Consider the following 26,348-nt stretch of genomic DNA (forward strand, 5'->3'; position numbering starts at 1 on the left):
GTCAGTGGCCTCCGAACACGTTCATGAGGTGACGGGGCAGGAAGCCGGCCATCGTCACGACGACCAGGCCCATGACGACCCAGAGCATCACGCGCTGGTACCGGGTCCCCTGCCACCAGAAGTCGACGAGGATGATCCGCAGGCCGTTGAACGCGTGGAACACGATCGCCAGCACCAGGCCGGCCTCGCCGAGCCCCATGATCGGGTTCTTGTACGTGCCGATGACGTCGTTGTACGCCTCGGGGGAGACGCGCACGAGCGACGTGTCGAGCACGTGCACGAGCAGGAAGAAGAAGATCGCGAAGCCGGTGACCCGGTGCGCGACCCACGACCACATGCCTTCGCGCCCGCGGTAGAGCGTTCCGGCCGGCCGCGCGGGCGCGGTGGGCGCAGTGGACACGGTGGTGCCTCCTGGGGCGAGTCGGCGTGGACGGCGATGTCCGGGGGTGAGCCTCACTGTAATGACCCGACCGCCCGCACACGCCGCCGTCACGGGACACCCGACCCCGCGCACGGGACTTTGTGACCAAGTCCACACACTGAGACGGTGGTAGCGGAGGCAGCCCGCGGAGGTCCGCCGCAGGGCGACCGCGCCCGGCGGCGGCGGCCGTCTCGGTACCGTTCGGGCATGCCCAGCGCCGAGGCCACGTCGCCGATCCCCGACCTCCACGCCGTCGTTCCCGCGGGCGGCGCGGGCACCCGGCTGTGGCCGCTGAGCCGCGCGGGGCGGCCCAAGTTCCTGCTCGACCTCACGGGGAGCGGTCGCAGCCTCCTGCAGTCGACGGTCGACCGGCTGCTCCCGCTCGCGGGCCCCGGCCACGTGCTCGTCGTGACGGGGCAGCGGCACGCGGCGGCCGTCGCGGAGCAGCTGCCCGAGCTGGGGCCGGACGACGTGCTCGCCGAGCCGAGCCCGCGCGACTCGATGGCGGCCATCGGCCTGGCCGCCGCCGTGCTGCTCGAGCGGCACGGCCCCGACGTCGTCCTCGGCTCGTTCGCCGCCGACCACGTCATCTCCGGCACGGACGTGTTCGGGGCGACCGTGCGCGAGGCCGTCGAGGCGGCGCGCGCGGGCTACGTGGTGACCGTCGGCATCGAGGCGAGCGGGCCGTCGACCGCCTTCGGGTACGTGCGGGCGGGCGACCCGCTCGGCGTGCCGGGGGCCCCCGGGGCGCGGCACGTGGACGGCTTCACGGAGAAGCCCGACGCCGCGACCGCGGCGGAGTACCTCGCGACGGGCCGGTACAGCTGGAACGCCGGCATGTTCGTCGTGCGCGCGGCCGTCCTGCTGGACCACCTCGCCGCGCAGCTGCCCGCGCTGCACGACGGGCTGCGCCGCATCGCGTCCGCCTGGGACGGGCCCGAGCGCGACGCGCGCCTGGCCGACACCTGGCCGACGCTGACGCGGATCGCCATCGACCACGCCATCGCCGAGCCCGTCGCCGCGGCCGGGGGCGTGGCCGTGGTGCCCGGCGGGTTCGGGTGGGACGACGTCGGCGACTTCGCCTCCCTCGGGGCCCTGCTCGCCGACGGCACGGGCGACGCGACGCTCGGCGACCCGGCGGCGGTGCTGCGGCTGGACGCGCCCGGCAGCGTCGTCGTGGGCGGCGGACGCACCGTGAGCGTCGTCGGCGTCCCGGACGCCGTCGTGGTGGACACGCCGGACGCGGTGCTCGTCACCACCCGCGCGCACGCGCAGCAGGTCAAGGGGGCGGTGGACGCCTGGCGCGAGCGGGGCCGCGAGGACCTGCTCTGAGGCGGGCGGTTACAGTCGAGGACGTGCCCACCGCTCCCTCCGACCGTCCCCTGACGTCCGACGCGCCCGCCACCGGGGAGCTCCGTCCGCCGGTGCCGGTGCCCGACGGCGACGGAGCGTCCCGGGCGCCGCGGGACGCGGTCGCGCCGCTGCGCTCGCTCGCGCCGGCCCCCGCCGACGGGGAGGCGGCCCGGCTCGCGGAGGTGGTCGCCGGCCTGCGGGACGAGCTCGTGCAGATCCGGCGCGACCTGCACGCGCACCCGGAGCTGGCGCGGACGGAGGAGCGGACGACGCGGGTCGTCGCCGACCGGCTGCGCGCCGCGGGCCTCCACCCGCACCTGCTGCCCGGGTCCGGGCTGTGGTGCGACATCGGCCCGACGGTCAGCGCCCGCGGTGCCCGGCGGGTGGCGCTGCGCGCGGACCTCGACGCGCTGCCGGTGGCGGACACGTGCCACCTGCCGTGGGCCTCCGGCGTGCGCGGTGTGGCGCACGCGTGCGGACACGACGTGCACACCACCGCGGTGCTCGGTGCCGGGCTCGCGCTCGCGCAGGTCGCCGACGGGCTCGCGGCGGGCGTGCGCCTGCTGTTCCAGCCCGCGGAGGAGGTGCAGCCGGGCGGGTCGCTCGACGTCATGGCGGCCGGGGGCCTGGACGGCGTGGAGCGCATCTTCGCGGTGCACTGCGACCCGAAGCTCGACGTGGGCCAGGTCGGGACGCGCATCGGCCCGATCACGTCCGCGTCCGACGAGGTGACGGTGACGCTCACCGGCGACGGCGGGCACACGTCGCGCCCGCACCTGACCGGTGACGTCGTGTTCGCGCTCGGCCAGGTGATCACGCAGGTCCCCGCCGTGCTCGGCCGGCGTCTCGACCCGCGCTCCGGGGTCAACCTCACGTGGGGCGCGGTGCGCGCGGGCAGCGCCCACAACGCGATCCCGTCGAGCGGGACCGTCATGGGCACCCTGCGCTGCCTCGACGTGCGGGCGTGGGAGCACGCGTCCCGCGTGCTGGAGGCGGCCGTGCACGACGTGGTCCGCCCCTTCGGGGTCGAGGTCGAGGTGAAGCACGCGCGCGGCGTGCCGCCCGTCGAGAACCGGGAGGGGGCGACCGCGGTGCTCGAGGCCGCGGCGCGCGACGTCCTGGGGCCGGAGTCGGTGCGCCTGACCGAGCAGTCGCTCGGCGGCGAGGACTTCGCGTGGTACCTGCAGAAGGTGCCGGGCGCGATGGCGCGGCTGGGCACGCGGACGCCGGGCGGCCACACGTACGACATCCACCAGGGCGACCTGCGGGTGGACGAGCGGGCCGTCGAGGCGGGGGCGCTGCTGCTCGCGCGCACCGCGCAGCTCGCCGGACGCAGCACGCCGACCCGGCCGAGCGCCGCAGGGAGTGACGCGTGCCGCGGCGGCGGGCCTGGTCATACGTCCAGTCCTGCCGCATTCGGCACCGCCCGACGGGTGTCCGCAGGTTGCGAATTCATCACGGAACCTGCGCGGATACCCATCGGTAACAGGTCCGTGACCTCGCGGTGCCTAGGGTCGTCGGTGAACTCCGTCGACAGCCGCACGCCGCGGCGGCGCCTCCCTGCCGCCCGCTCCGGCCCCTGCGACGGGACGTCACGACGACAACAGGAGATAACCGGCGTGAAGAAGATGATGCGAGCGGCCGCGCTCGGCGGTGCGGTCGTCCTGGCGCTGACCGCGTGCGGCAGCGCCCCCGAGGACACGCAGGAGACCGCGGGCGGCGACGAGACGGCGGCCGGCTCCGACTTCAAGGCCTGCATCGTCTCCGACGAGGGCGGCTTCGACGACAAGAGCTTCAACCAGCTGAGCTACGAGGGCGCCCGCAAGGCCGCCGACGAGCTGAGCGCCGAGTTCGCCGAGGTCCAGTCGGAGTCCGCCGCGGACTACCCCGCCAACCTCGAGAGCCTCGTCTCGGCGAGCTGCAACACGATCGTGTCCGTCGGCTTCGCGCTGTCCGCCGACACGGTCGAGTCCGCCAACGCGAACCCCGACCTGCACTACATCCTGGTCGACGACGCCGCGGACAACGACTTCGACGGCGAGAAGGACGCGGAGAACATCAAGCCGCTCCTCTACAACACGGCCGAGGCCGCGTTCCTCGCCGGCTACCTCGCCGCGGGCTACTCGGAGGTCGGCAAGGTCGGCACGTTCGGCGGCCAGCCGTACCCGACCGTCACCATCTTCATGGACGGCTTCAAGCAGGGCGTCGACCACTACAACGCCGAGAACGGCACGTCCGTGCAGGTCGTCGGGTACCAGGGCGGCGACCAGGGCTCGTTCACGGGCGGCTTCGCGGCCAACGACACCGCCAAGGAGGTCGCGGCCGGCATCATCGACCAGGGCGTCGACGTCCTGCTGCCCGTCGGCGGCCCGATCTACCAGTCCGCGCTCGACGCGATCGCCGACTCCGGGCGCGACATCGCGCTCATCGGCGCCGACGCCGACGTCTACGAGACGGACCCGGCCACGCAGCCGTACGTCCTCACCTCCATCCTGAAGAAGATGGACGTCTCGACCTACGAGGCCGTGCTCGCGTCGGCGGGCGACGACTGGGACGCCGAGGCGTACGTCGGCACGCTCGAGAACGGCGGCGTCGGCCTGGCCGAGCTGCACGACTTCGAGGACAAGGTCGACCCGGAGCTCTGGGCGGCCGTGCAGGAGCTGCAGACGCAGATCATCGACGGTGACGTCACCGTCACCTCCTACCTGGCCGAGTGACCCCGCTCGCACGGTGACCGCCCCGGGGAGGCCGCAGCCGCGGCCTCCCCGCGGCGCGTCGGCGTGCGGCCCTCCCACCCACCCGTCGAGGATCGGTACATGAAGCTCGAGCTGCGCGGCATCACCAAGCGCTTCGGCGCGCTGGTCGCGAACGACCACATCGACCTCACGGTCGAACCCGGGCAGATCCACTGCCTGCTCGGCGAGAACGGTGCGGGCAAGTCGACGCTCATGAACGTCCTGTACGGCCTCTACCAGGCCGACGAGGGCGAGATCCTGCTCGACGGCCGCGAGCAGCACTTCGCCGGGCCGGGCGACGCGATGGCCGCCGGGATCGGCATGGTGCACCAGCACTTCATGCTCATCCCCGTCTTCACCGTCGCGGAGAACGTCATGCTCGGCCACGAGCAGACGCGGGCCGGCGGCCGGCTCGACCTCGACGCCGCGCGCTCGCGCGTGCGCGAGATCGCCGACCGCTTCGGCTTCCACGTCGACCCCGACGCGCTCGTCGAGGACCTGCCCGTCGGCGTGCAGCAGCGCGTCGAGATCATCAAGGCGCTCTCGCGCGACGCCCGCGTCCTCGTCTTCGACGAGCCGACCGCGGTGCTGACGCCGCAGGAGACCGACGAGCTCATGGCGATCATGCGCCAGCTCAAGGAGTCCGGCGCCGCCATCGTCTTCATCACCCACAAGCTGCGCGAGGTCCGCGAGGTCGCGGACCGGATCACCGTCGTGCGCCGTGGCGCGGTGGTGGGGGAGGCCAGCCCGACCGCGTCCGACGCGGAGCTGGCCTCGCTCATGGTCGGCCGCGCCGTCGAGCTCACCGTGCAGAAGGACGACGCCGTCCCCGCCGGGCGGGGCCTGGAGGTCCGGAACCTCGAGGTGACGGACGCGCGCGGCACGGTCCTCGTCGACGACGTCTCGTTCGAGGTGCGCGGCGGGGAGATCCTCGTGGTCGCCGGCGTCCAGGGCAACGGCCAGACCGAGCTCGCGGAGGCCCTCGCCGGGCTCGCGGAGCACGTGCGCGGCTCGGTGCGGCTCGACGGCGATGAGCTGGTCGGCCGCAACGTGCGCCAGGTGCTCGACGCGGGCGTCGGGTTCGTGCCCGAGGACCGCAACGAGGACGGCCTCGTGGGCACCTTCAGCGTCGCGGACAACCTCGTGCTCAACCGCACCGACGGGCCGCCGTTCGTCCGGTCCGGCGCCCTGCAGCTGCGGGCGCGCGACGCGTTCGCGCGCGAGAAGGTCGAGGAGTTCGACATCCGCACGCAGGGCATCGACACGCCGGTCGGCCGCCTGTCCGGGGGCAACCAGCAGAAGGTCGTGCTGGCCCGCGAGCTCTCGCGCGAGCTGCGCCTGCTCGTCGCGGCCCAGCCGACGCGCGGCGTCGACGTCGGGTCGATCGAGTTCATCCACAAGCGGATCGTCGAGACGCGCGACGCGGGCGTGCCCGTGGTCGTCGTCTCCACCGAGCTCGACGAGGCCGTCGCGCTCGGCGACCGCATCCTCGTCATGTACCGCGGACGCGTCGTCGGGATCGTCCCGGCGACCACCCCGCGCGACCAGCTCGGCCTCATGATGGCCGGCATCGCGCCCGGGACGGAGGGAGAGGCCGCGTGAGCGAGCCGACACGCGCTGCGGCGCCGGCGGGGGCCGCACCGGCTCCTGCCACGGACACCGGCGGCACCGACGGGGGCGCCGCGACGCCACCCGGCGACCGGCGCTGGCACGAGGCCTTCGCCCGCATCGTCTCGGGCGGCTGGGCCGTCTCCCTCGGTGCGGTGGTGCTCGCGATCCTCGCGGGCTCCGTGATGATCGCGTTCACCGACGAGGCGGTGCAGGAGTCGGCGGGCTACTTCTTCGCCCGCCCCGCCGACACGTTCGCCGCGATCGGCCAGGCCGTCGGCGGCGCGTACGCCGCGCTCTTCCGGGGCGCCGTGTGGAACTACGAGGCGGACTCGTTCGCGGCGGCCGTGCGTCCGCTGACGCAGTCGCTCACGTACGCGACGCCGCTGATCGCGGCGGGCCTCGGCGTGGCCGTGGCGTTCCGCGCCGGCATGTTCAACATCGGCGGCCAGGGGCAGCTGCTCGTCTCGGCCGCGGCCGCGGGCTGGGTCGGCTTCGCGTTCGACCTCCCCGTCGGCCTGCACCTCGTCGTGGCCGTGGTGGTCGGCATCCTCGCCGGGGCGCTGTGGGCGGGGATCGCGGGCCTGCTCAAGGCCGCGACGGGCGCCCACGAGGTGATCGTCACGATCATGCTCAACTACATCGCGTTCTACCTGCTGTCCTACCTGCTCGCGACCCCCGGCCTGCTGCAGGCGCCGGGGTCCGCGAACCCGAAGACGCCGGCCATGGCGGAGACGGCGGTGATGCCGGGCCTGCTCGGGGACCGCTACAACCTGCACGTCGGCTTCCTGCTCGTGCTCGGGGCGGTCGTCCTCGTGTGGTGGCTGCTCAACCGCTCGAGCCTCGGCTTCGGCTTCCGGGCCCTCGGCGAGAACGCGCACGCCGCCCGCGTCGCCGGCATCGACGTCCGCCGGACCACGGTCCTCGCGATGGGCGTCGCCGGCGCCCTCGTCGGCCTGGCGGGCACCACGCAGGTGCTCGGGCTCATCACGACCGGCTTCGGCGCCGACATCGACGCCGGTGTGGGCTTCGACGCGATCACCGTGGCGCTGCTGGGCGGGTCGAGCCCCGTGGGCGTGCTCCTGGCCGGCATCCTCTTCGGCGCCTTCAAGGCGGGCGGGTCGTCGATGCAGGCGCTGGAGGGCGTGCCGATCGAGATCGTCCTCGTCGTGCAGTCCCTCATCGTGCTGTTCATCGCCGCACCGCCGCTCGTGCGGGCCGTGTTCCGGCTCCCGCAGCCCGGCGGGCGCGCGCGCCGACGGCCCGGCCGCGGTGCCACCGGCACCCCGACGTCGCAGGAGGTGGCGGCATGACCGCGACGCTCGCGCCCACGCCCGAGGACGTCGTGCAGCACCGCACCGTCACGGTCGTCAGCCGCAAGGCCCCGATCGCCCTCGGCGTCGTCACGGCCCTGTTCGCGCTCCTGCTGCTGCTCGCGGCCCGCGCCGGCGACGCCACGTTCCGCCTCGCCTCGGAGGGGGACCTCGTCGCGCTGCCCGACGTGACGGTGCCCGGCACCGCCACCGCGTGGGTGTGCGTCGCGCTGGGTGCCGCCGGCACGGCCGTCGCGGCGCTGCTCGTCGCGCGCGGCCGGCGGGTGCCGCTGTGGCTCTCGCTCGTGCTCGCCGTCGTCCTGCTGTTCGGCTTCCTCGCGTGGGCCGCCGCCGGCTCGGCGGGCGACATCCCCGTCACGCGCCTCGTCGGCGGGTCCGTGCTGCTGGCGGTGCCGATCGTCTTCGGCGCGCTCGGCGGCGTCGTGGGCGAGCGCGCGGGCGTCGTCAACATCGCCATCGAGGGGCAGCTGCTCGCCGGCGCGTTCTGCGCGGCCGTGGCCGGCACGGTCACGGGCAGCCCGTGGGCGGGCCTGCTCGCCGCGGTCGTCGCGGGCGTGCTCGTCTCGCTCGTGCTCGGCGTCTTCGCCATCACCTACCGCGTCAACCAGGTGATCGTCGGTGTCGTGCTCAACGTCCTCGTCATCGGCCTGACGAGCTTCCTGTACTCGCAGGTGCTCGTGCCGAACGCCGAGACGCTCAACGCCACGACCCGGTTCAGCCGCATCGCGATCCCGCTGCTCGCGGACATCCCGGTCGTCGGCCCGGCGCTGTTCAACCAGAGCGTCGTCGTCTACCTCATGTACCTCGCCGTGCCCGCGATCTGGTTCGCCCTCGCACGCACCCGGTGGGGCCTGCGCCTGCGGGCCGTCGGCGAGCACCCCAAGGCCGCCGACACGGTCGGGATCAAGGTCGGCCGCACGCGCTACCTGGCGCTCGTGGTGGCCGGCGCGATCGCCGGCGTGGGCGGCGCGTTCTACACCGTCGTGTCGGTGTCGAGCTTCGGCAAGGAGATGACGGCCGGCGCCGGCTTCATCGCGCTCGCCGCCGTCATCTTCGGCAAGTGGGACCCGGTGCGCGCGGCGCTCGCGGCCCTGCTGTTCGGCTTCGCGTCGAACCTCGAGGGGGCCCTGAGCATCGTCGGGGCGCCCGTGCCGAGCCAGTTCATGCTGATGCTGCCGTACGTGGTGACGATCTTCGCGGTCGCGGGGCTCGTGGGGCGCTCGCGTGCGCCCGCCGCGTCCGGCCAGCCCTACGTCAAGGAGTGACCGTGACCCACCCCCAGGTCGACTGGGACGCGCTGCGCGCCGCCGCGCGCGACATGCTGCCGCGGGCGTACGTGCCCTACTCGCGGTTCCCGGTGGGCGTCGCGGCGCTCGTCGACGACGGCCGCGTCGTCACCGGCTGCAACGTCGAGAACGCGTCGTACGGCGTCACGCTGTGCGCCGAGTGCAGCCTCGTGTCGATGCTGCACGTGACGGGCGGCGGCCGGCTGGTCGCGTTCACCTGCGTGGACGGCCACGGCAACGTGCTGGCGCCGTGCGGGCGCTGCCGGCAGCTGCTGTTCGAGCACGGCGGCCCGGACCTGCTCGTCGAGACCGTGCGGGGCGTGCGCCCGATGAGCGAGGTGCTGCCCGACGCGTTCGGTCCGGTGGACCTGGTCGAGCGGGGCGCGGGGGAGGAGCAGGCGTGAGCGAGCCGTTCGACGCCGTCGACGTCATCGTCACCAAGCGCGACGGGGGCCGGCTGTCCGAGGCCCAGATCGACTGGGTGCTCGACGCCTACACCCGCGGCGTGGTCGCGGACGAGCAGATGTCCGCCCTGGCGATGGCGATCCTGCTCAACGGCATGGACCGCGCCGAGATCGCGCGGTGGACCGCCGCGATGATCGCCAGCGGCGAGCGCATGGACTTCTCGGGCCTGTCGCGCCCCACCGCCGACAAGCACTCGACCGGCGGCGTCGGCGACAAGATCACGCTGCCGCTGGCACCGCTCGTCGCGGTGTTCGGCGTCGCGGTGCCGCAGCTGTCCGGGCGCGGCCTCGGCCACACGGGCGGGACGCTCGACAAGCTCGAGTCGGTCCCCGGCTGGCGGGCCGCGCTGAGCAACGACGAGATGATGCGCCAGCTCGAGGACGTCGGCGCGGTCATCTGCGCCGCCGGCTCGGGCCTGGCGCCGGCGGACCGCAAGCTCTACGCGCTGCGCGACGTCACCGGCACGGTCGAGGCCATCCCGCTCATCGCCAGCTCGATCATGAGCAAGAAGATCGCCGAGGGCACGGGCTCGCTCGTCCTGGACGTCAAGGTCGGGTCGGGTGCGTTCATGAAGGACGCCGAGCGGGCCGGCGAGCTCGCCCGGACCATGGTCGAGCTCGGCACGGACGCCGGCGTGCGGACCGTCGCGCTGCTCACCGACATGTCGACGCCGCTCGGCCTGACGGCCGGCAACGCGCTCGAGGTGCGCGAGTCCGTCGAGGTGCTCGCAGGCGGTGGCCCCGCCGACGTCGTCGAGCTCACGGTCGCGCTCGCGCGGGAGATGCTCGACGCCGCCGGCCGCCCCGACGCCGACCCCGCCGCGGCGCTGGCCGACGGCCGCGCGATGGACGTGTGGCGTCGCATGATCGCGGCGCAGGGCGGGGACCCGGACGCCCCGCTGCCGGTCGCGCGCGAGACCGAGCAGGTCGTCGCGGAGGCGGACGGCGTGCTGACCACGCTCGACGCGTACGCCGTCGGCGTCGCGGCCTGGCGCCTGGGTGCCGGGCGGGCGCGCAAGGAGGACCCGGTGCAGGCCGGTGCGGGCGTCGAGCTGCACGCCCGTCCCGGCGACCGGGTGCGCGCGGGGCAGCCGCTGCTCACCCTGCACACGGACACCCCGGAGCGGTTCGCCCGTGCGCGCGAGGCGCTCGCCGGCGGCGTCGTCGTGGCGCCCGAGGCACCGGCCGCCGCGCCGCGGCCGCTCGTGCTGGACCGCGTCGCCGCCGGCTGACCCGGCGGGCGCTGCCCGTCGCCTCCCATGGCAGGCGGGCGGGGCGCCCTGCACGATGGGGACGTCCCACCCACCTGTCCGAGGAGGAGCCATGAACTCACCCCACCCGATAGTTCGCTGCGCTCACGATCGCGCGGGGGCCCCGGCATGAGCACCGTGCCCGGGAACGACGCCTGGCGCGACGCGGGGCTGGTCCCCGTCGACCCCGACGCACCTGCGCGGCTGACCGACCCGGCGGACGAGCCGGAGCGGGACGCGCTGCCCGAGCGCGCCGACCCGGAGGAGTACACGCCCGCGGTCCCGCGGCCGGACCTCGCCGACGCCGCGAACGAGGCGGACGTCGCCGAGCAGGCCGCCGAGGTGCCGATCGACGAGGAGGACGAGGTCCAGGGGGAGTGAGCCGTCCCGCTACGGTGGACGCATGACCGCGCACCTCCCGGCGTCGGGCACGCCCGACGCCGATCCCGGCGCGGCCGTCCGCGCACTGCCCAAGGTCCTGCTGCACGACCACCTGGACGGCGGCCTGCGACCGGCGACCGTCGTCGAGCTCGCCGCGCAGGCCGGCCACACGCTGCCCACCACGGACCCCGACGCGCTCGGGCGCTGGTTCGTCGAGGCGGCGTCGTCCGGCTCGCTCGAGCGCTACCTCGAGACGTTCGACCACACGGTGGGCGTCCTGCAGACGGCCGACGCCCTGCACCGGGTCGCGCGCGAGACCGTGCTCGACCTCGCGGCGGACGGCGTCGTGCACGCCGAGGAGCGGTACGCGCCCGAGCAGCACCAGCGCGGCGGGCTGTCGCTGCAGGCCGTCGTCGACGCCGTCCGGGCCGGTCTCGAGGACGGCATGGCGGAGGCCCGCGACGCGGGTCACGAGATCCGGGTGACGCAGGTCCTCTCGGCGATGCGCCAGGCGGACCGCGCCGAGGAGGTCGCCGCGCTCGCGCTGGCGAACCGGGACGCGGGCGTCGTCGCGTTCGACGTCGCCGGGCCCGAGGCCGGCTTCCCGGCGTCGCGGCACGCCGCGGCGTTCCGGACGCTGCGGCAGGAGAGCTTCCCGGTCACCGTGCACGCCGGCGAGGGCGCGGGCCTCGACTCGATCGCCGACGCCCTGCACGGTGCCCTCGCGCTGCGCCTCGGGCACGGCGTGCGCATCGCCGACGACGTGCAGGTCGGCGCCGACGGCGCGCCCCGGCTCGGGCGGCTCGCGCACTGGGTCCGGGACCGCCGCGTGCCGCTCGAGGTCTGCCCGTCGTCGAACCTGCAGACCGGCGCGGCCGCGTCCGTCGCCGAGCACCCCGTCACGCTGCTGCTGCGTCTCGGCTTCGAGGTCACCGTCAGCACCGACAACCGCCTGCAGTCCGGCACGTCGCTCTCGCGCGAGCTCGAGCTGCTCGTCCGCGAGGCCGGGTGGACCCACGACGACGTCGTCGCGGTCCAGGTGGCCGCCGCACGCCACGCGTTCCTGCACGAGGACGAGCGCCGCGCGCTCGTCGACCGCATCGTCCGCCCGGCCGGCACGCCGGGCACCGCACGGCCCGGGAGGCACCGCGCATGACCACCGACCCCACCACCCCGACCGACGCCGTCGCGCTCGCCCGGTACGTCGACCACACGCTGCTCAAGCCGGAGGCCACCCGCGCCGACGTCGAGGCCCTCGTGGCCGAGGGCGTGCGGCTCGGCGTGTACGCCGTGTGCGTGTCGCCGTCGTTCCTGCCGCTGGAGGTGCCGGTCGGCCTGGACGGCGAGCCGGACCTGCTGGTCGCGACCGTCTGCGGGTTCCCGTCCGGCAAGCACCACAGCGACGTCAAGGCCGCGGAGGCCGCGCGGGCGGTGCGCGACGGCGCCGCCGAGGTCGACATGGTGATCGACGTCGGGGCGGCGAAGGCCGGGCGGTTCGCCGACGTCGCGGCGGACGTCGCGGCGGTGCGGGCCGCCGTGCCCGCGCCGACCGTGCTCAAGGTCATCATCGAGTCGGCCGCCCTGACCGACGAGGAGATCGTCGCCGTGTGCGAGGCCGCGGAGGCGTCGGGCGCCGACTACGTCAAGACGTCCACCGGCTTCCACCCCGCCGGCGGCGCGAGCGTGCACGCCGTGCGGCTCATGGCGCAGACGGTCGGGGGGCGCCTCGGGGTCAAGGCCTCCGGCGGCATCCGCACCGCCGAGGACGCGCTCGCGATGATCGACGCCGGGGCGACCCGGCTCGGCCTGTCCGGGACCGCCGCCGTGCTCGGCGGCCTCACCGCCGACGCGGGCTACTGACCGGCCGACCCTCCCGCTGCGTGAGAGCACGGTGAGAATCCGGTCCACGGCCGGGTGAAACACCGCGAGCCGGGACGTCCCGGGCGTTGACTCGGGGGACGACGCGCGACGATGGTGGACACCTGTCCGACCCGTCGTCCCCGGGACGGACCACGCAGCACGGCAGGGCACGGTCCGGCGGACCTCGGCGCGTGCGCACCGGGCGGGAGGAGACGCACGCGGTGATGGCGAGGATCGGCCGGAGCACGCTCGCCGCCGTGCTCGCCGTGCCGTTCGTCCTCGGCGCCGTGCTCGCGGGGGCGCTCGCCAGCAGCGACGGCGGTGCCCCCGGCCTCGTCGTGCCCACGACGTGGAGGGCGGTGTGGGACGCCGCCCACGTGCGGGTCGGGGAGCACGTCGCGCTCGCCTGGGGCGACCGCGCCGGCGAGGACCCACGGGCCGCCGCGGACGACCTCGCGTTCGACCCCGCCGCCGCCGTGGCGCGCCTCGAGGCCCTGCACGCGCTGCACGCCGACCTGGGCCTGGGCCCCGCAGAGGGCCCGGCGGCCGGGCGCAAGGTCCTCGTCGTCGTCGACGGCACCTGGTCGGGCGGGCCCGGGGTCCGTGCCGCACCCCCGGGCGAGCCGGTGCGGGGCGACGCGAGCCGCGCCGAGGTCCTCGACGACGTCGGGATCGTGCGCGTGACGCCCGCCGTGCTCGCGCCGGACGGCGAGGGCGCGACGGACGCGACGCAGGCGCCCGCCCCGCCGGGGGGCGTGGAGGCCGGCACCTCGTGGGAGCTGGCGCGTGCCGCCGCCGAGGTGGCGCTGCGCCTGACCGAGGGCGGCCCGGACGGCGGTCCGCCCGGGGCCGCCGCCGAGCACTTCCGCTCCACGAGCGCCGCGTACCTGGCGACCCTCGCCGTCCCGGACGGCCACGCGGGCGTCGGCGAGCTCCTGCGCGCGTCGCACCTCGCCTGGGGCAGCGCCCGGCACGGGGCAGCCGGGTGGCTCCTGCTCGACTCGCTCGTCGCCCGCGCCGACCCCGGCGTCGTGGCCGACCTGTGGACCCGGTCCCGGGACGACGAGACGGTCCTCGCGGCCTACGCGCGCCTGACGTCCACCAGCCCCGAGGTCCTCAACCGCCGCGTCGCCCAGCACGCCCTGCGCGTCGCGGCGGGGGACGCCGGCGCCCGACCGGGTGCCGCCCCCGTCGAGGCGGTCGACCCCGTGCTGCTCGCCGACCTCAGCACGCCCACCGAACCCGTCCCGGGCGACCCCGCCCACCACCGGGTGGTCGGGGCGTTCGCGCCGGGCGCCTACGGCTTCACCATCGTCCGCCTCGTCCCGGACGGGTCGGGCGGGGACGTGCGGGTCCGGCTCCGCGGGCACGCCGAGGCGCTCGAGCCCGGCACGGCGGGGTGGAGCGTCGGCATGGTGGCGCTCGGCCCCGCGGGCCCGCGGTACGGCCCCGTGACCGAGACGGCCGACGGCGAGGTCACGCTGACGCCCCGTGCCGGCGAGGAGACCGTGCTGCTCGTCGTGACCGCGACGCCGCCCGCGGTGCCCACGGCGGCCCCCGGGGCGTTCCCCACGACGACGCGGTACCCGTACGAGTTCCGGGTCGGTGGCGCCGTGGTGGCCGACCCGGTCGCGACCGAACCGGCCGCCGGGGGGCACCGGCACCCGAACGGAGGGGGCTGGGTCGACGACCGGGCCTCCGTCGACGCGACCGCGTGGGTCGGTCCGCACGCCGTCGTCCGCGGTGCCGCGCAGGTGCGCGACCAGGCCCGCCTGGAGGGGCGGGCGTGGGTCGAGGACGGCGCGGTGGTGGAGGACCGCGCGGTCGTCCGCGACGTGGCCCGCGTGGCCGGCGGTGCGCACCTGTCGGGCGAGGTCGTGGTCGGCGGCGACGCCGTGGTCACCACCGCATGCTCGTCCGGCGAGCACACGGCGTACCGGGCCGACGGCGGCTGCCGCGACGAGGACGCCCCCGCCGACGTGAACCCGCCCGTGACGCCCTTCACGGCGGAGGAGACGGCGCTGAGCGCGCCCGCCGTGCCGCCCGCGCCGCAGTCCCCGCCCGGGCCCGTCGACCCCGCCCCGGCGTCGCCCCCGGCACCGGCGGAGGGCGGCACGCCGGCCCCGCCCGTCGGCGGACCGGGTGGCGACGGGAGCGGCGACGGCGGGGCGACCGGGGGCGCCGGCGCGGGCACGCCGCCCCCGGCCGCCCCGGTACCGCCGTCGCCGGGGGTCGTCGCGCCGCCGCCCGCCGTGCCGGCCGGCGCCTGCACCGCGCGCTACGAGGTGCTGACGTCCTGGCCCGGCGGCTACCAGGTGCAGGTCACCGTCACGGCCTCGGCGCCGGGCGTGCAGGGGTGGCTGGTCCAGTGGGACGCCGTGCCGGGCGGCGGCATCACCGACTCCTGGGGTGCGGAGATCGGCACGGGCGGCGGCACCGTGAGCGCCGAGAACCTGTCGTGGAACGGCTCCGTGGCGAACGGGCAGTCCGTCGTGTTCGGCTTCACGGGGCCGGCGGAGGGCGACGCCGCGCAGGTGGTCCCCCAGGTGCGCTGCACGCAGACCCGCTGACCCCCGCGGCCCCGCACGCCGACGCCCCCGCCGCCCGCAGGGGCGACGGGGGCGTCGGCGCGGTGGGCCGTCAGCCGGTCAGGCCGAGCGCGTCGCGGACGTCGTCGGCGAGCACGCGCAGGCGCTCCCGGGCCTGGCGGTGGGCCGCGTCGAGCTCGTGCCGGTCGGCGTCGGGTCCGACGGGGACGACGACCTCCAGGTACGACTTCACCTTCGGCTCCGTGCCCGACGGCCGGACGACGACGCGCGTGCCGTCCGCGGTGAGCAGGCGCAGGCCGTCGGTCGGCGGCAGGCCGTCGCGGTCGGCGTCGGTGCCCGCCGCGAGGTCGACGACCTCGACGACGTCCGCGCCGGCGAGTGCGGCCGGCGGCTGCGCGCGCAGTCGGTCCATCGTCGCGCCGATCCGGGACAGGTCCGCGAAGCGGGCGCTGACCTGCCCGCTCACGTGCAGGCCGTGCGCGCGGGCCAGGTCGTCGAGCGCGTCGACGAGCGTGCGTCCCTCGGCGGCCAGGCGCGCGGCCAGGTCGAGCACCCGCACCGCGGCGGAGATGCCGTCCTTGTCCCGCACGTGCGCGGGGTCGACGCAGTAGCCGAGGGCCTCCTCGTAGCCGTACACGAGGCCGTCCACGCGGGACAGCCACTTGAACCCGGTAAGCGTCGGCGCGAAGCGCAGGCCCGCGGCGGCGGCCACCGACGCGAGCAGGCGGGAGGACACGATCGAGCACGCGAGCGTGGGGGGCGGCGTGCCGTCGGTGACCGCGGCCGTGCCGCCGGCGGTGACGCGGGCGGCGGCGTCGGCGCCCAGCAGCGCCCCGACCTCGTCGCCGTGCAGCATGCGCCACCCGTCGGCCTGCGGCGTCTGCGGGGCGCCCGCCACGCGCGAGCGGACGTCGACGACCGCGACCGCGCACCGGTCGGCGTCGGGGTCGAGCGCGATGACGACGTCGGCCCGCTGCGCGCCCGCGTGGGCGAGGGCGAGGTCGATGGCGCCCGGCTCCTCGGGGTTCGGGAACGCGACCGTGGGGAACTCGGGGTCCGGGTCCGCCTGCTCCGGGACGACGGTGACGTCGGTGAAGCCGGCGCGCGCGAGCACCCCGCGCGCCACGGCGCCGCCGACACCGTGCAGGGGCGTGAGCACGACCCGCAGGTTCGCCCGGGACCGGGCCACGGCGGGGTCGTCCGCCGCGGGCACGACGGCGGCCGCGTCCCGGCTGTACGCCTCGACGACCTCCTCGCCGAGCACCGTCCAGCCCGCCTCGGCGCGGGGGACCGACGCGACGGACGGCACGCGGGCGATCTCGGCCGCGATGGCGGCGTCGGCCGGTGGCACGATCTGGGCGCCCTGGCCGGCGTCGGTCACGACGCGCCCGCCCAGGTAGACCTTGTAGCCGTTGTCCCGCGGCGGGTTGTGGGACGCCGTCACCATGACGCCGGCGTCGGCGTCGTAGCGGCGCACCGCGGACGCGAGCACGGGCGTCGGCAGCGGACGGGGCAGCAGCAGCACCTCGATGCCGACCGCCGTCATGACCCCGGCGGTGTCGAGCGCGAACCGCTCCGAGTTGCGTCGCGCGTCGTACCCGACGACGACCCGCGGGGGACGCGCGTCCCCCTCGAGCTCGCCGAGCAGGTGCGCCGCGAGGCCGGCGGCCGCCCGGATCACCACGGCGCGGTTCATGCGGTGCGGTCCGCCCGCGAGCTCGCCGCGCAGCCCGGCGGTGCCGAACTGCAGCAGGCCCGAGAACCGCTCGGCGAGGTCCTCGCGCGCCCGGGCGGAGGCCTCGCGCGCCTGGTGCTCCTCGGGTGCGACGGGCTCGTCCTCGCGGGGCGGCCACGAGTCGACCGGGTGCTCGCGGGCCGTGCGCAGCAGGTCCGTCAGCTCCTGCGCCGTCTCCGGGTCGGGGTCGTCGGCGACCCACGCCTCGACCCGGTGCTGCAGGTCCGCCCAGCGGTCCCCGCGGTCCGCGTCCGCGGCCGGGTGCGCCGCGCCCCGCGGCGCGTGCTCGGGCGCGCCACCGGCGCGGACGTCCTCACGCTCGTTCTCGGCACTCACCCGTCCAACGTACTGGCCCGTACGGGCCCGAGACGCGGGACGCGGCGTTCGGGCCCGCGGTCAGAGGCGCCGGACGACGTCCGCCAGCAGCGCGCTGATGCGCGGGCCCGCCGCACGGCCCGCCTCGAGGACCTCCTCGTGCGCGAGCGGCTCCGGGCTGATGCCCGCTGCGAGGTTCGTCACCAGGGAGATCCCCAGCACCTCGAGGCCCGCGTGCCGCGCGGCGATCGCCTCGAGCGTCGTCGACATCCCGACCAGGTCGCCACCCAGCCGCCCGGCCATCGTCACCTCCGCGGGCGTCTCGTAGTGCGGCCCGGGGAACTGCACGTACACGCCCTCGTCCAGGGTCGGGTCGACCTCGCGCGCCACGGCCCGCAGGCGCGCGGAGTACAGGTCGGTGAGGTCGACGAACGTCGCGCCCTCCAGCGGGGACGTCGCGGTCAGGTTGATGTGGTCGCTGATGAGGACGGGCGTGCCCGGCCCCCACGCGAGGTTCAGCCCGCCGCAGCCGTTGGTCAGCACGACCGTGGACGCGCCGGCCGCCGCGGCCGTCCGCACGCCGTGCACGACGCGCCGCACGCCCCGGCCCTCGTACAGGTGGGTGCGCGAGCCGAGCACGAGCGCGTACCGGTCCCCGCGGCCGTCCGCGCCGGCGATGCGCACCGAGCGGAGCGTGCCGACGTGGCCGACGACCGCCGGGGCGGAGAACCCCGGCACCTCGTGGCTCGGCAGCTCCGCCACCGTCTCGCCCAGCAGGTCCGCGGCGCCGCCCCAGCCCGAGCCGAGCACGAGCGCCACGTCGTGGCGGCCGATGCCCGTGCGCTCGGCGATCACCGCGGCGGCGCGACGCGCGACCTCGAACGGGTCGGTGGCGGGGTCGTCGAGGTCCGGCACGGCGACGCCGTCGGCGGGGTACGGGTCGGTCAGGTCGCGGGCGGCGTCGGTCATGGCCCCAGGCTAGCCGCGGCCGCGCAGGTCCCGTCCGGTCGGCGGGCGCCGCGCGGTCGGGCAGGATGGGGGCGTGATCCTCCCGCACACGACCGCTCACCGCGCTCACGACCGCGCGGGGGCCCCGGAATGAGCAGCCAGGACCCCGCCGCGTCCGCCACCCCCGCCCAGCCCGCCGTGCCCGCCACGGTCGCCGCGTCGACCGTCCGGCCTGCTGCGGACGCCCCGCCCGCCGGCCGCGTCGTCGTCGTCGGCGGCGGCCCCGGCGGCTACGAGGCGGCCCTCGTCGCCCGGCGCCTCGGCGCGCACGTGACGGTCGTCGAGCGCAACGGGCTGGGCGGCTCGGCCGTGCTCACGGACGTCGTGCCGTCGAAGACGCTGATCGCCACGGCCGAGTGGATGACCATCGCCGACCGCGCACCCGAGCTGGGCATCCGCCTCGACACGCTCGCCGCCGGCCTCGCGCCGGCGGAGGGCGGCACCGGCTCCGCCGTCCGCGACGTGCTGCACCACCGCATCGACCTCGACGCGGTGAACCTGCGCGTCAAGGCCCTCGCCGCGGCGCAGTCCGCCGACATCCGCACCCGGCTCGAGCGCGAGGGCGTCGACGTGATCGCCGGCACGGCGCGCCTGCTCGACCCCGAGCGCGTCGCCGTCCGCACCCACGAGGGGCGCGAGCACACGCTCGACGCCGACGTCGTCCTCGTCGCCACGGGCGCCACGCCGCGCGTGCTGCCCGACGCGCGCCCCGACGGCGAGCGCATCCTCACGTGGACGCAGATGTACAACCTGACGTCGCTGCCGGAGCGGCTGATCGTCGTCGGCTCCGGCGTCACGGGCGCCGAGTTCGCCGGCGCGTACACGTCGCTCGGCGCGGACGTCGTCCTCGTCTCCAGCCGCGACCGCGTGCTCCCGGGCGAGGACCAGGACGCCGCCGAGCTCATCGAGCGGGTCTTCACGCAGCGCGGCATGACGGTCATGTCCCGCTCGCGCGCGTCCTCCGCGCGCCGCACCGCCGACGGCGTCGTCGTGACGCTCGAGGACGGGCGCGAGGTGGAGGGGTCGCACGTGCTGTTCGCGGTCGGCGCGGTGCCGACGACGCGTGACCTCGGCCTCGAGGAGGCGGGGGTGCGCCTGACGCCCTCCGGGCACGTCGAGGTGGACAAGGTCTCGCGGACGAACGTGCGCGGCGTCTACGCCGCCGGCGACTGCACCGGGGTGCTGCCGCTCGCCTCCGTCGCGGCGACGCAGGGGCGCATCGCGATGTCGCACGCGCTCGGCGACGCCGTGCGGCCGCTGTCGCTGCGGGGCATCTCCGCGAACATCTTCACCGCCCCGGAGATCGCGACCGTGGGGCTGTCCGAGAGCCGCCTGCGCGAGCGCGGCGTGCAGTACCAGGTGAGCATGCTGCCGCTCGCGCGCAACCCGCGCGCCAAGATGCTCGGCGTCCGGGACGGGTTCGTGAAGATCTTCGCGCACGCCGGGACGGGCACCGTGCTGGGGGCGGTCGTGGTCGGGCCGCGCGCGAGCGAGTCGATCTTCCCGCTGACCCTCGCGGTCACCCACCGGCTGACGGCGGACCAGATCGCCGACGCGTCGACCGTCTACCCGTCGATGTCGGGGACGATCGGCGAGGTCGCGCGGATCATGCACCACCGCACGGAGGACTGAGCGGCTCTCAGGCCTCGTCCGTGGCCGGGTGCTCGACGCGTGCGCGCAGCCCCGGCCACGCGTCCGCGAACGCCGGGAGCAGCGGGCGCTCGGTGACGTCGTCGAGCGCGACCCACGCGACCTCGAGGCTCTCCGCGTCGGTCACGGCCGGCTCGAACGGCACGAGGGTCTCCGCGAGGACGGTCGTGTAGGACCAGTCGGGGTGCTCGAGCACGTGCGTCCCGAGCACGCGCAGGCCGGCGGCGTCCACGCCCGCCTCCTCGTGGGCCTCGCGCAGGGCGGCCTGCTCCGGCGTCTCGTCGGCGCCGCGGGCACCGCCGGGCAGGGCCCACGTGCCGCCGGCGTCGCTCCAGGGCGCGCGGTGCTGCAGGACGACGTCGGTGGCCCGGCCGTCGCGGTCGCGGCGCACCAGCAGCAGGCCGGCGGCGCCGTGCAGCCCCCAGTGCCGGCGGCCGCACCCGCACTCGACCCAGCCGTCGCCCTCGACGCGGTGCCGGCGCGCGCCCGCCGCGGCGCCCTGGTGCCCGGTCAGCCGACGATCTCGCAGATCGCGGTCCCGGCGCTCACGCTCGCGCCGACACCTGCCACGAGCTGCTGCACGGTGCCGGCCCGGTGCGCCACGAGGGGCTGCTCCATCTTCATCGCCTCGAGCACCACGACGAGGTCGCCCTCGGCGACCTGCGCGCCCTCGGCGACCGCGACCTTGACGATCGTGCCCTGCATGGGCGACGCGAGCGTGGTCCCGTTGCCGGCGGAGCGCGTCGCGCGGGCACGTGCCGTGCGGCGCGGTGCGGCGCCCGGACGGGCCCCGCCGGCGCGACCCGGGCCGGTGCCCGCGCCCCGGCCGAGCCCCAGCGCGGCCGGCAGCACGACCTCCAGGCGCTTGCCCCCGACCTCGACGACCACGCGCTCGAGCGCGGCCTCGGCGGGCTCGTCCTCGGCGGGGGCCGCGGCGGGGGAGCCGCCCAGGCCCGCGACCGTCTCGGCGAACTCGGTCTCGATCCAGCGGGTGTGCACCCGGAACGGCTCCGCCGGGTCGGCCGGGACGAACGCGTCGGCCTCGAGCACCGCGCGGTGGAACGGCACCACCGTCGGGATGCCGGCGACCTCGAGCTCGGCCAGCGCGCGCCGCGCCCGCTCGACGGCCTGCCGCCGGTCGGCGCCGGTGACGATGAGCTTGGCGATCATCGAGTCGAACATCCCCGACACCGTGTCGCCCTCGACCACGCCGGAGTCGACGCGCACACCGGGACCGGCGGGGAAGCGCAGGCGCGTGATGCGGCCCGGCGCGGGCAGGAAGCCGGCCGCCGGGTCCTCGCCGTTGAGGCGGAACTCGATCGAGTGCCCGCGCGTGGCGACCTCGGTGTACCCGAGGGGCTCGCCGGCCGCGATGCGCAGCTGCTCGCGCACCAGGTCGATGCCGGAGATCTCCTCGGTGACCGGGTGCTCGACCTGCAGGCGGGTGTTCACCTCGAGGAACGAGACGGTGCCGTCCGCGCCGACGAGGAACTCGCAGGTGCCCGCACCGACGTAGCCGGCCTCGCGCAGGATCGCCTGGGACGCGCTGACGAGCGTCGCGCGCTGCTCGTCGGTGAGGAACGGTGCCGGCGCCTCCTCGACGAGCTTCTGGTGCCGGCGCTGCAGCGAGCAGTCGCGCGTCGAGACGACGACGACCGTGCCGTACGCGTCGGCGAGGCACTGCGTCTCCACGTGCCGCGGCCGGTCCAGGTACCGCTCGACGAAGCACTCGCCCCGGCCGAACGCCGCGACCGCCTCGCGCACCGCGGACTCGTACATCTCGTCGATCTCGTCGACCGTGCGCGCGACCTTCAGGCCGCGTCCGCCGCCACCGAACGCCGCCTTGATCGCGATCGGCAGGCCGTGCTCGGCCGCGAACGCGTGGATCTCCGCGACGTCCTCGACGGGGTCCGGGGTGCCGGCGACGAGCGGCGCACCGGCGCGCTGCGCGATGTGGCGCGCGCTGACCTTGTCGCCGAGCTGCTCGATGGCCGACGGCGGCGGGCCCACCCAGACCAGGCCGGCGGCGGCGACGGCGCGGGCGAAGTCGGCGTTCTCGGAGAGGAACCCGTAGCCGGGGTGCACGGCGTCGGCGCCGGACCGGCGGGCCACGTCCAGGAGCTTCGCGATGTCAAGGTACGTCTCGGCGGCGCGGGCGCCGTCGAGCGCGTACGCCTCGTCGGCGACGCGCACGTGCAGCGCCTCCCGGTCCGTGTCGGAGTACACGGCCACGGACGCGAGGCCGGCGTCCCGGCACGCGCGGGCGACGCGGACCGCGATCTCGCCACGGTTGGCGATGAGCACCTTGCGCAGGGGGGTCGAGTCGGGCACGGCTCACCGTAGCGCGGCGCTCCCGCGACGCCGGGGCCGGGTCCGCCGGGTGCCGCGAAGATTGGGGAAGGGACCAAGGGCCTTCGGGTGCACCTTGTAGGAACTCACCAGGGCGCCGCGACGTCGCGCGGGTCCTGCGCGGGTCGTCGTTGTCCGGGTCGGACAACGGCGCCGGTCAGCGCCGCCAGAGGTCGGTGACGCGCAGGCCGATCTCGCCGAGCAGCTCGCGCAGCAGCGGCAGGCTGACGCCCACCACCGCGTGGTGGTCGCCCTCGATGCGCTCGACGAACGGGCCGCCGAGGCCGTCGACCGTGAACGCGCCCGCGACGGCCAGCGGCTCGCCCGTCGCGACGTACGCCGCGACCTCCTCGTCGGACACGTCGGCGAAGTGCACGACCGTCGACGCCGTCGCGCCGAGCGTCCCGCCGGTGCCGGGGCCGTCGCTGCCCGAGGGCCGGTCGTCGACGAGCCAGTGGCCGGTGTGCAGCACGCCCGACCGGCCGCGCATGGCCCGCCACCGGGCGACGGCGTCGTCCGCGTCGGCCGGCTTGCCGAGGATCTCGCCGTCGAGCTCGAGCATCGAGTCGCAGCCGAGGAGCACGAGGTCGTCCTCGCCGTCCCAGCCGGCGACGTCGAACGTCTCGTCGGAGGCCAGCCGCCGCGCGACGTCCTCGACCTTCGCCTGCGCGAGGACGAGCACCGCGTCCGCCGGGTCGAGGTCGCCGAAGCGCTCGCGGGCGGCGGCGAGCGTCGCGTCCTCGTCGACGCCGGAGACCGCCACGAGCGGGTCGAACCCGGCGGCGGTGAGGGTGGCCCGGCGGGCGGGGGAGGCGGAGGCGAGCAGCAGACGAGTCACGTCGCCGACCCTAACGGCCGCCCCGGTCCCCTCCCCGCCGAGCGCGCCACTCGTCGGGCGAGCGCACCGGACACGAGCGGCGCGCTCGGGCGAGGAGTGGCGCGCTCGGCGGAGGGGGTGGGCGGGAGGGGTGGGCGGGAGGGGAGGGGTGGGTGGACGGGGGGAGGGTGGCGCGGTCAGGCTCGCGCCATGACGCTCACCCGGTCCCTCGTCCTGTTCGCCGTCGCCGCGCTGTGCGAGATCGGCGGCGCCTGGCTCGTGTGGCAGGGCGTGCGCGAGCACCGCGGGTGGGTGTGGATCGGCGCCGGCGTGCTGGCGCTCGGGCTGTACGGGTTCGTCGCGACGCTGCAGCCGGACGCGCACTTCGGGCGGATCCTGGCCGCGTACGGCGGCGTGTTCGTCGCCGGCTCGCTGGCCTGGGGCATGGTCGTCGACGGGTACCGGCCGGACCGGTGGGACGTCGCGGGGGCCCTCGTGTGCCTCGTCGGCGTCGGGCTGATCATGTACGCGCCGCGCCCGGCGTGATCGGCGGCGCCGCCGATCAGCGCCGGCACCGTCCGACCGGGACGATGGTCTGCCGCACGCCCAGGTCCGCGTGGCACCATGCAGGTCCCGACCACGTCCGCCGGTGAGCCGCGCAGGAGGACTCCCGTGAACCAACCCAGCGCCCCGACGGGCCGGACGGCGACGACGCCGCCCGCCCCGGACGCGGACGACACCCACGACGACGACCTCGACGACCTCGACGTCGACGACGGCGCACCCGCCGACCCGCTCGACTCCGGTCCGGCACCGCTCGCGTGGCGCCGGCGCACCGCGATCGAGATGGTCGTGTCCGGCCTCATCGGCCTGTACGCGTCGTTCGTGCTCTCGGTCGAGGCCGTGACGCTGGCCGCGAACCCGAGCGCGACGCTGGGGTGCGACCTCAACGCCGTCATCAGCTGCGGCAAGGTCGCGCAGACGTGGCAGGCGAACCTCCTGGGCGAGCACTTCCCCAACGCGTTCCTCGGCATCGCGGCCGAGGCGGTCGTGCTGACCGTCGCGGTCGCGATGATCGGCGGCGTGCGGTTCCCGCGCTGGTTCATGCTCACCGCGCAGGTCGTCTACACGCTCGGCCTGGTCTTCGCGCTGTGGCTGTTCCAGCAGGCCTACACCGAGATCGGCGCGCTGTGCCCGTGGTGCCTGCTCGTCACGGTGACGACGACGCTCGTCTGGGCGGGCCTCACCCGCGTCAACGTGCGCGACGGGCACCTGAACCTGCCGGGCGCCGCCGGCCCGTGGGCGCGCCGGTTCGTCGCGAGCGGCAACGACTGGTTCGTCACCGTGGCGTTCCTCGTGCTGCTCGCCGCGGTCGTCATGCTCAGGTACGGCTGGGCGATCATCGGCTGAGCCCCCGAGGGGACCGTGCACCGGAGCCCGGCGGCCGCGTGGCCGCCGGGCTCCGTGCTGCCCGGGCCCCGGTCGTCGAGGGCTCAGGCGCCCAGCGACGACGGCAGGATCTCCAGCGGGACCGACCCGAGCCGCAGCGCGCGGGCGTGGAAGTCGCGCAGGTCGAACGCCTGCCCCCGCTCGGCGGCGGCGCGGCGCGCGGCGTCGCGGGTCTGCTCCCACAGCCGCTGGCCGACCTTGTACGACGGGGCCTGGCCCGGCCAGCCGAGGTAGCGCGTGTACTCGAAGCGGACGAACGCGTCCGACATGTTCACGTTCTCGTCGAGGAACCGGTACGCGCTGTCGGGCGTCCACACCCCGCCGTACTCGGCCGGCGCCGGCAGGCCCAGGTGCACGCCGAGGTCGAAGACGACGCGCGCCGCCCGCAGGCGCTGCCCGTCCAGCATGCCGAGCCGGTCGCCCGGGTCGTCGAGGAAGCCGAGGTCGGCCATGAGCCGCTCCGCGTACAGGGCCCAGCCCTCGCCGTGGCCGGACGTCCACGACGCGAGGCGGCGCCACTGGTTGAGCGTCGCGCGCTCGTGCACCGCCTGCGCGATCTGCAGGTGGTGGCCCGGGACGCCCTCGTGGTAGACGGTCGTGAGCTCGCGCCAGGTGTGGAACGTCGTCTCGCCGGCGGGCACGGACCACCACATGCGCCCGGGGCGGCTGAAGTCGTCGCTCGGCCCGGTGTAGTAGATGGCGCCGGTCGCCGACGGGGCGATGCGGCACTCGAGGACGCGCACGGGCGCCGGGATGTCGAAGTGCGTGCCGTCCAGCGCCTCGATCGCGGCGTCGGACGTGCGCTGCATCCACGTGCGCAGGGCGTCGACGTCGGTCAGCGTGCGGGCCGGGTCGGCGTCGAGGACGGCGACGGCCTCCTCGACGGTCGCGCCCGGGCCGGCGATCTCGGCGGCCAGCGCGGTCTGCTCCGCCTGCACGCGCGCGAGCTCCTCGAGCCCCCACGCGTACGTCTCCTCGAGGTCGAGCGTCGCCCCGACCCAGTGCCGCGACCACAGGGCGTACCGGTCGCGCCCCACCGGGTCGGCCTCGGGCGCGCGCGGCGCCAGCTCCTCGGCGAGGAACGTGGCGAGGTCGGCGTAGGCGGCGCGCGCGTCGGCGGACGCGCGCTCCAGGTCCGCGCGCAGCGGGTGCTCGGCCCCGAGCACGGCCTCCGCCTCCGGGCTGCGCACGAGCCGGGCCAGGGCGGACTCCTCCGCGTCGGCGAGGCGCCGGGCCTGCTCCACGACGGCGCGCACCTGCCGGACCGCCGCCACGTGACCGCGCTCGGCGGCGTGCCGCAGCGACGCGGTGTACCCGGCGAGCGCACCGCGCACACCGCGCAGCCGCGCGGCGACGTCGTCCCAGGCCTGCTCGCTGTCGGTCGCCATGAGGTCGAACACCTCGGCGACGCGCTGCGCGGGCGACGCGATGTTGTTGAGCTTGCGCTCGTCCTCGCCGGCCTCGTGCAGGTCCAGGTCGTCGCGCAGCGCGAACCGCATCGCGGCGAGCGTCACGGTGTCGGCGTCGTCGGCCGGGGCGAGGGCCTCGAGCGCGAGGAGGGTCGAGCGGCGCTCCTCGGCGCGGGCGGCGTGCCCGTCGGGGGAGAGGTCGGGCATCTCCCGCTCGTGGCCGGGCACGCCGAGCGCGGTGGCGTCGAGGGGGTCGAGCCGGGTCAGGGAGGCGACGTGCGCGTCGGCGACGGCGTCGACGGGCGTGGGGGTGCGGGTGGGGCCGGACGGGTGCAACGTGCTCACCGAGGGAACCCTACTGGCCGGTACGCACGG

At 76.2% G+C, this 26,348-nt stretch carries 21 protein-coding genes and 1 pseudogene; 15 read left to right on the plus strand and 7 right to left on the minus strand.

Features of this window, described 5'->3' with window-relative positions; translation table 11 throughout:
- Position 1: 1 nt before the first annotated feature.
- On the minus strand, positions 2–400 hold the full coding sequence (sdhC, locus tag FB586_RS08375) for a succinate dehydrogenase, cytochrome b556 subunit (protein WP_136518831.1): 399 nt from the start codon (positions 398–400) through the stop codon (positions 2–4).
- Positions 401–628: 228 nt separating this feature from the next.
- On the opposite strand from sdhC, the gene FB586_RS08380 reads away from it, so the two are divergent.
- The 12 genes and pseudogenes from FB586_RS08380 to FB586_RS20170 all read left to right on the plus strand — a co-directional run bounded on the left by FB586_RS08380 (position 629) and on the right by FB586_RS20170 (position 15,262).
- On the plus strand, positions 629–1,753 hold the full coding sequence (locus FB586_RS08380; protein ID WP_136518832.1) for a mannose-1-phosphate guanylyltransferase: 1,125 nt from the start codon (positions 629–631) through the stop codon (positions 1,751–1,753).
- 149 nt (positions 1,754–1,902) lie between these two features.
- A pseudogene (locus tag FB586_RS08385) lies at positions 1,903–3,108 on the plus strand (amidohydrolase); the annotation flags it as partial.
- A 297-nt stretch (positions 3,109–3,405) separates the two neighbouring features.
- Complete coding sequence (locus FB586_RS08390) at positions 3,406–4,491, plus strand: BMP family lipoprotein (RefSeq protein ID WP_246036660.1); 1,086 nt, start codon at positions 3,406–3,408, stop codon at positions 4,489–4,491.
- A 99-nt stretch (positions 4,492–4,590) separates the two neighbouring features.
- On the plus strand, positions 4,591–6,111 hold the full coding sequence (locus FB586_RS08395; protein ID WP_136518833.1) for an ABC transporter ATP-binding protein: 1,521 nt from the start codon (positions 4,591–4,593) through the stop codon (positions 6,109–6,111).
- On the plus strand, positions 6,108–7,430 hold the full coding sequence (locus FB586_RS08400; RefSeq protein WP_136518834.1) for an ABC transporter permease: 1,323 nt from the start codon (positions 6,108–6,110) through the stop codon (positions 7,428–7,430). Before FB586_RS08395 ends, FB586_RS08400 begins: the two co-directional genes overlap by 4 nt.
- Complete coding sequence (locus FB586_RS08405; protein WP_136518835.1) at positions 7,427–8,716, plus strand: ABC transporter permease; 1,290 nt, start codon at positions 7,427–7,429, stop codon at positions 8,714–8,716. The genes FB586_RS08400 and FB586_RS08405 overlap by 4 nt, the downstream gene beginning before the upstream one ends.
- Positions 8,717–8,718: 2 nt before the next feature.
- Positions 8,719–9,141 (plus strand): cytidine deaminase, encoded by a 423-nt coding sequence (locus FB586_RS08410; RefSeq protein WP_281276658.1) that lies wholly within the window; start codon positions 8,719–8,721, stop codon positions 9,139–9,141.
- Positions 9,138–10,433 carry a thymidine phosphorylase gene (locus FB586_RS08415; RefSeq protein ID WP_136518837.1) on the plus strand — a complete coding sequence of 432 codons (1,296 nt, stop codon included), beginning with the start codon at positions 9,138–9,140 and terminating at the stop codon, positions 10,431–10,433. The genes FB586_RS08410 and FB586_RS08415 overlap by 4 nt, the downstream gene beginning before the upstream one ends.
- A gap of 147 nt (positions 10,434–10,580) precedes the next feature.
- Positions 10,581–10,832, plus strand: a complete 252-nt coding sequence (locus tag FB586_RS08420; protein WP_136518838.1) for a hypothetical protein — start codon at positions 10,581–10,583, stop codon at positions 10,830–10,832.
- A gap of 22 nt (positions 10,833–10,854) precedes the next feature.
- Positions 10,855–11,988 carry an adenosine deaminase gene (locus tag FB586_RS08425; protein ID WP_136518839.1) on the plus strand — a complete coding sequence of 378 codons (1,134 nt, stop codon included), beginning with the start codon at positions 10,855–10,857 and terminating at the stop codon, positions 11,986–11,988.
- Positions 11,985–12,692, plus strand: a complete 708-nt coding sequence (gene deoC / locus FB586_RS08430; protein WP_136518840.1) for a deoxyribose-phosphate aldolase — start codon at positions 11,985–11,987, stop codon at positions 12,690–12,692. Before FB586_RS08425 ends, deoC begins: the two co-directional genes overlap by 4 nt.
- Before the next feature lie 191 nt (positions 12,693–12,883).
- Positions 12,884–15,262 carry a DUF6055 domain-containing protein gene (locus FB586_RS20170; protein WP_136518841.1) on the plus strand — a complete coding sequence of 793 codons (2,379 nt, stop codon included), beginning with the start codon at positions 12,884–12,886 and terminating at the stop codon, positions 15,260–15,262.
- 70 nt (positions 15,263–15,332) lie between these two features.
- Here the strand turns inward: FB586_RS20170 and FB586_RS08440 are convergent, their stop codons facing one another.
- On the minus strand, positions 15,333–17,198 hold the full coding sequence (locus FB586_RS08440; RefSeq protein ID WP_187697861.1) for a phospho-sugar mutase: 1,866 nt from the start codon (positions 17,196–17,198) through the stop codon (positions 15,333–15,335).
- A gap of 174 nt (positions 17,199–17,372) precedes the next feature.
- Positions 17,373–18,260, minus strand: a complete 888-nt coding sequence (locus FB586_RS08445; protein ID WP_136518842.1) for a purine-nucleoside phosphorylase — start codon at positions 18,258–18,260, stop codon at positions 17,373–17,375.
- Positions 18,261–18,389: 129 nt separating this feature from the next.
- Between FB586_RS08445 and FB586_RS08450 the strand changes: the two genes are divergently transcribed.
- Entirely contained in the window at positions 18,390–19,931 is a 1,542-nt protein-coding gene (locus FB586_RS08450; RefSeq protein ID WP_136518843.1) for an NAD(P)H-quinone dehydrogenase, read from the plus strand.
- Positions 19,932–19,938: 7 nt separating this feature from the next.
- Here the strand turns inward: FB586_RS08450 and FB586_RS08455 are convergent, their stop codons facing one another.
- From FB586_RS08455 to FB586_RS08465, 3 genes are all read right to left on the minus strand, one after another.
- Positions 19,939–20,478 (minus strand): NUDIX hydrolase, encoded by a 540-nt coding sequence (locus FB586_RS08455; protein WP_306419156.1) that lies wholly within the window; start codon positions 20,476–20,478, stop codon positions 19,939–19,941.
- Positions 20,460–22,280 carry an acetyl/propionyl/methylcrotonyl-CoA carboxylase subunit alpha gene (locus tag FB586_RS08460; protein ID WP_246036639.1) on the minus strand — a complete coding sequence of 607 codons (1,821 nt, stop codon included), beginning with the start codon at positions 22,278–22,280 and terminating at the stop codon, positions 20,460–20,462. The genes FB586_RS08455 and FB586_RS08460 overlap by 19 nt, the downstream gene beginning before the upstream one ends.
- Positions 22,281–22,455: 175 nt before the next feature.
- On the minus strand, positions 22,456–23,136 hold the full coding sequence (locus FB586_RS08465) for a Maf family protein (RefSeq protein WP_136518844.1): 681 nt from the start codon (positions 23,134–23,136) through the stop codon (positions 22,456–22,458).
- A gap of 189 nt (positions 23,137–23,325) precedes the next feature.
- Between FB586_RS08465 and FB586_RS08470 the strand changes: the two genes are divergently transcribed.
- Together FB586_RS08470 and FB586_RS08475 are read left to right on the plus strand one after the other, a co-directional pair.
- On the plus strand, positions 23,326–23,661 hold the full coding sequence (locus tag FB586_RS08470) for a YnfA family protein (protein ID WP_136518845.1): 336 nt from the start codon (positions 23,326–23,328) through the stop codon (positions 23,659–23,661).
- 126 nt (positions 23,662–23,787) lie between these two features.
- Positions 23,788–24,525 carry a vitamin K epoxide reductase family protein gene (locus FB586_RS08475; RefSeq protein ID WP_246036640.1) on the plus strand — a complete coding sequence of 246 codons (738 nt, stop codon included), beginning with the start codon at positions 23,788–23,790 and terminating at the stop codon, positions 24,523–24,525.
- 83 nt (positions 24,526–24,608) lie between these two features.
- Here the strand turns inward: FB586_RS08475 and FB586_RS08480 are convergent, their stop codons facing one another.
- Positions 24,609–26,318 (minus strand): DUF885 domain-containing protein, encoded by a 1,710-nt coding sequence (locus FB586_RS08480; RefSeq protein ID WP_168800498.1) that lies wholly within the window; start codon positions 26,316–26,318, stop codon positions 24,609–24,611.
- Positions 26,319–26,348: the final 30 nt, after the last annotated feature.

This window comes from Cellulomonas telluris, assembly GCF_004886325.1.
In the GTDB taxonomy this organism is placed as follows: Bacteria; Actinomycetota; Actinomycetes; order Actinomycetales; family Cellulomonadaceae; genus Cellulomonas; species Cellulomonas telluris.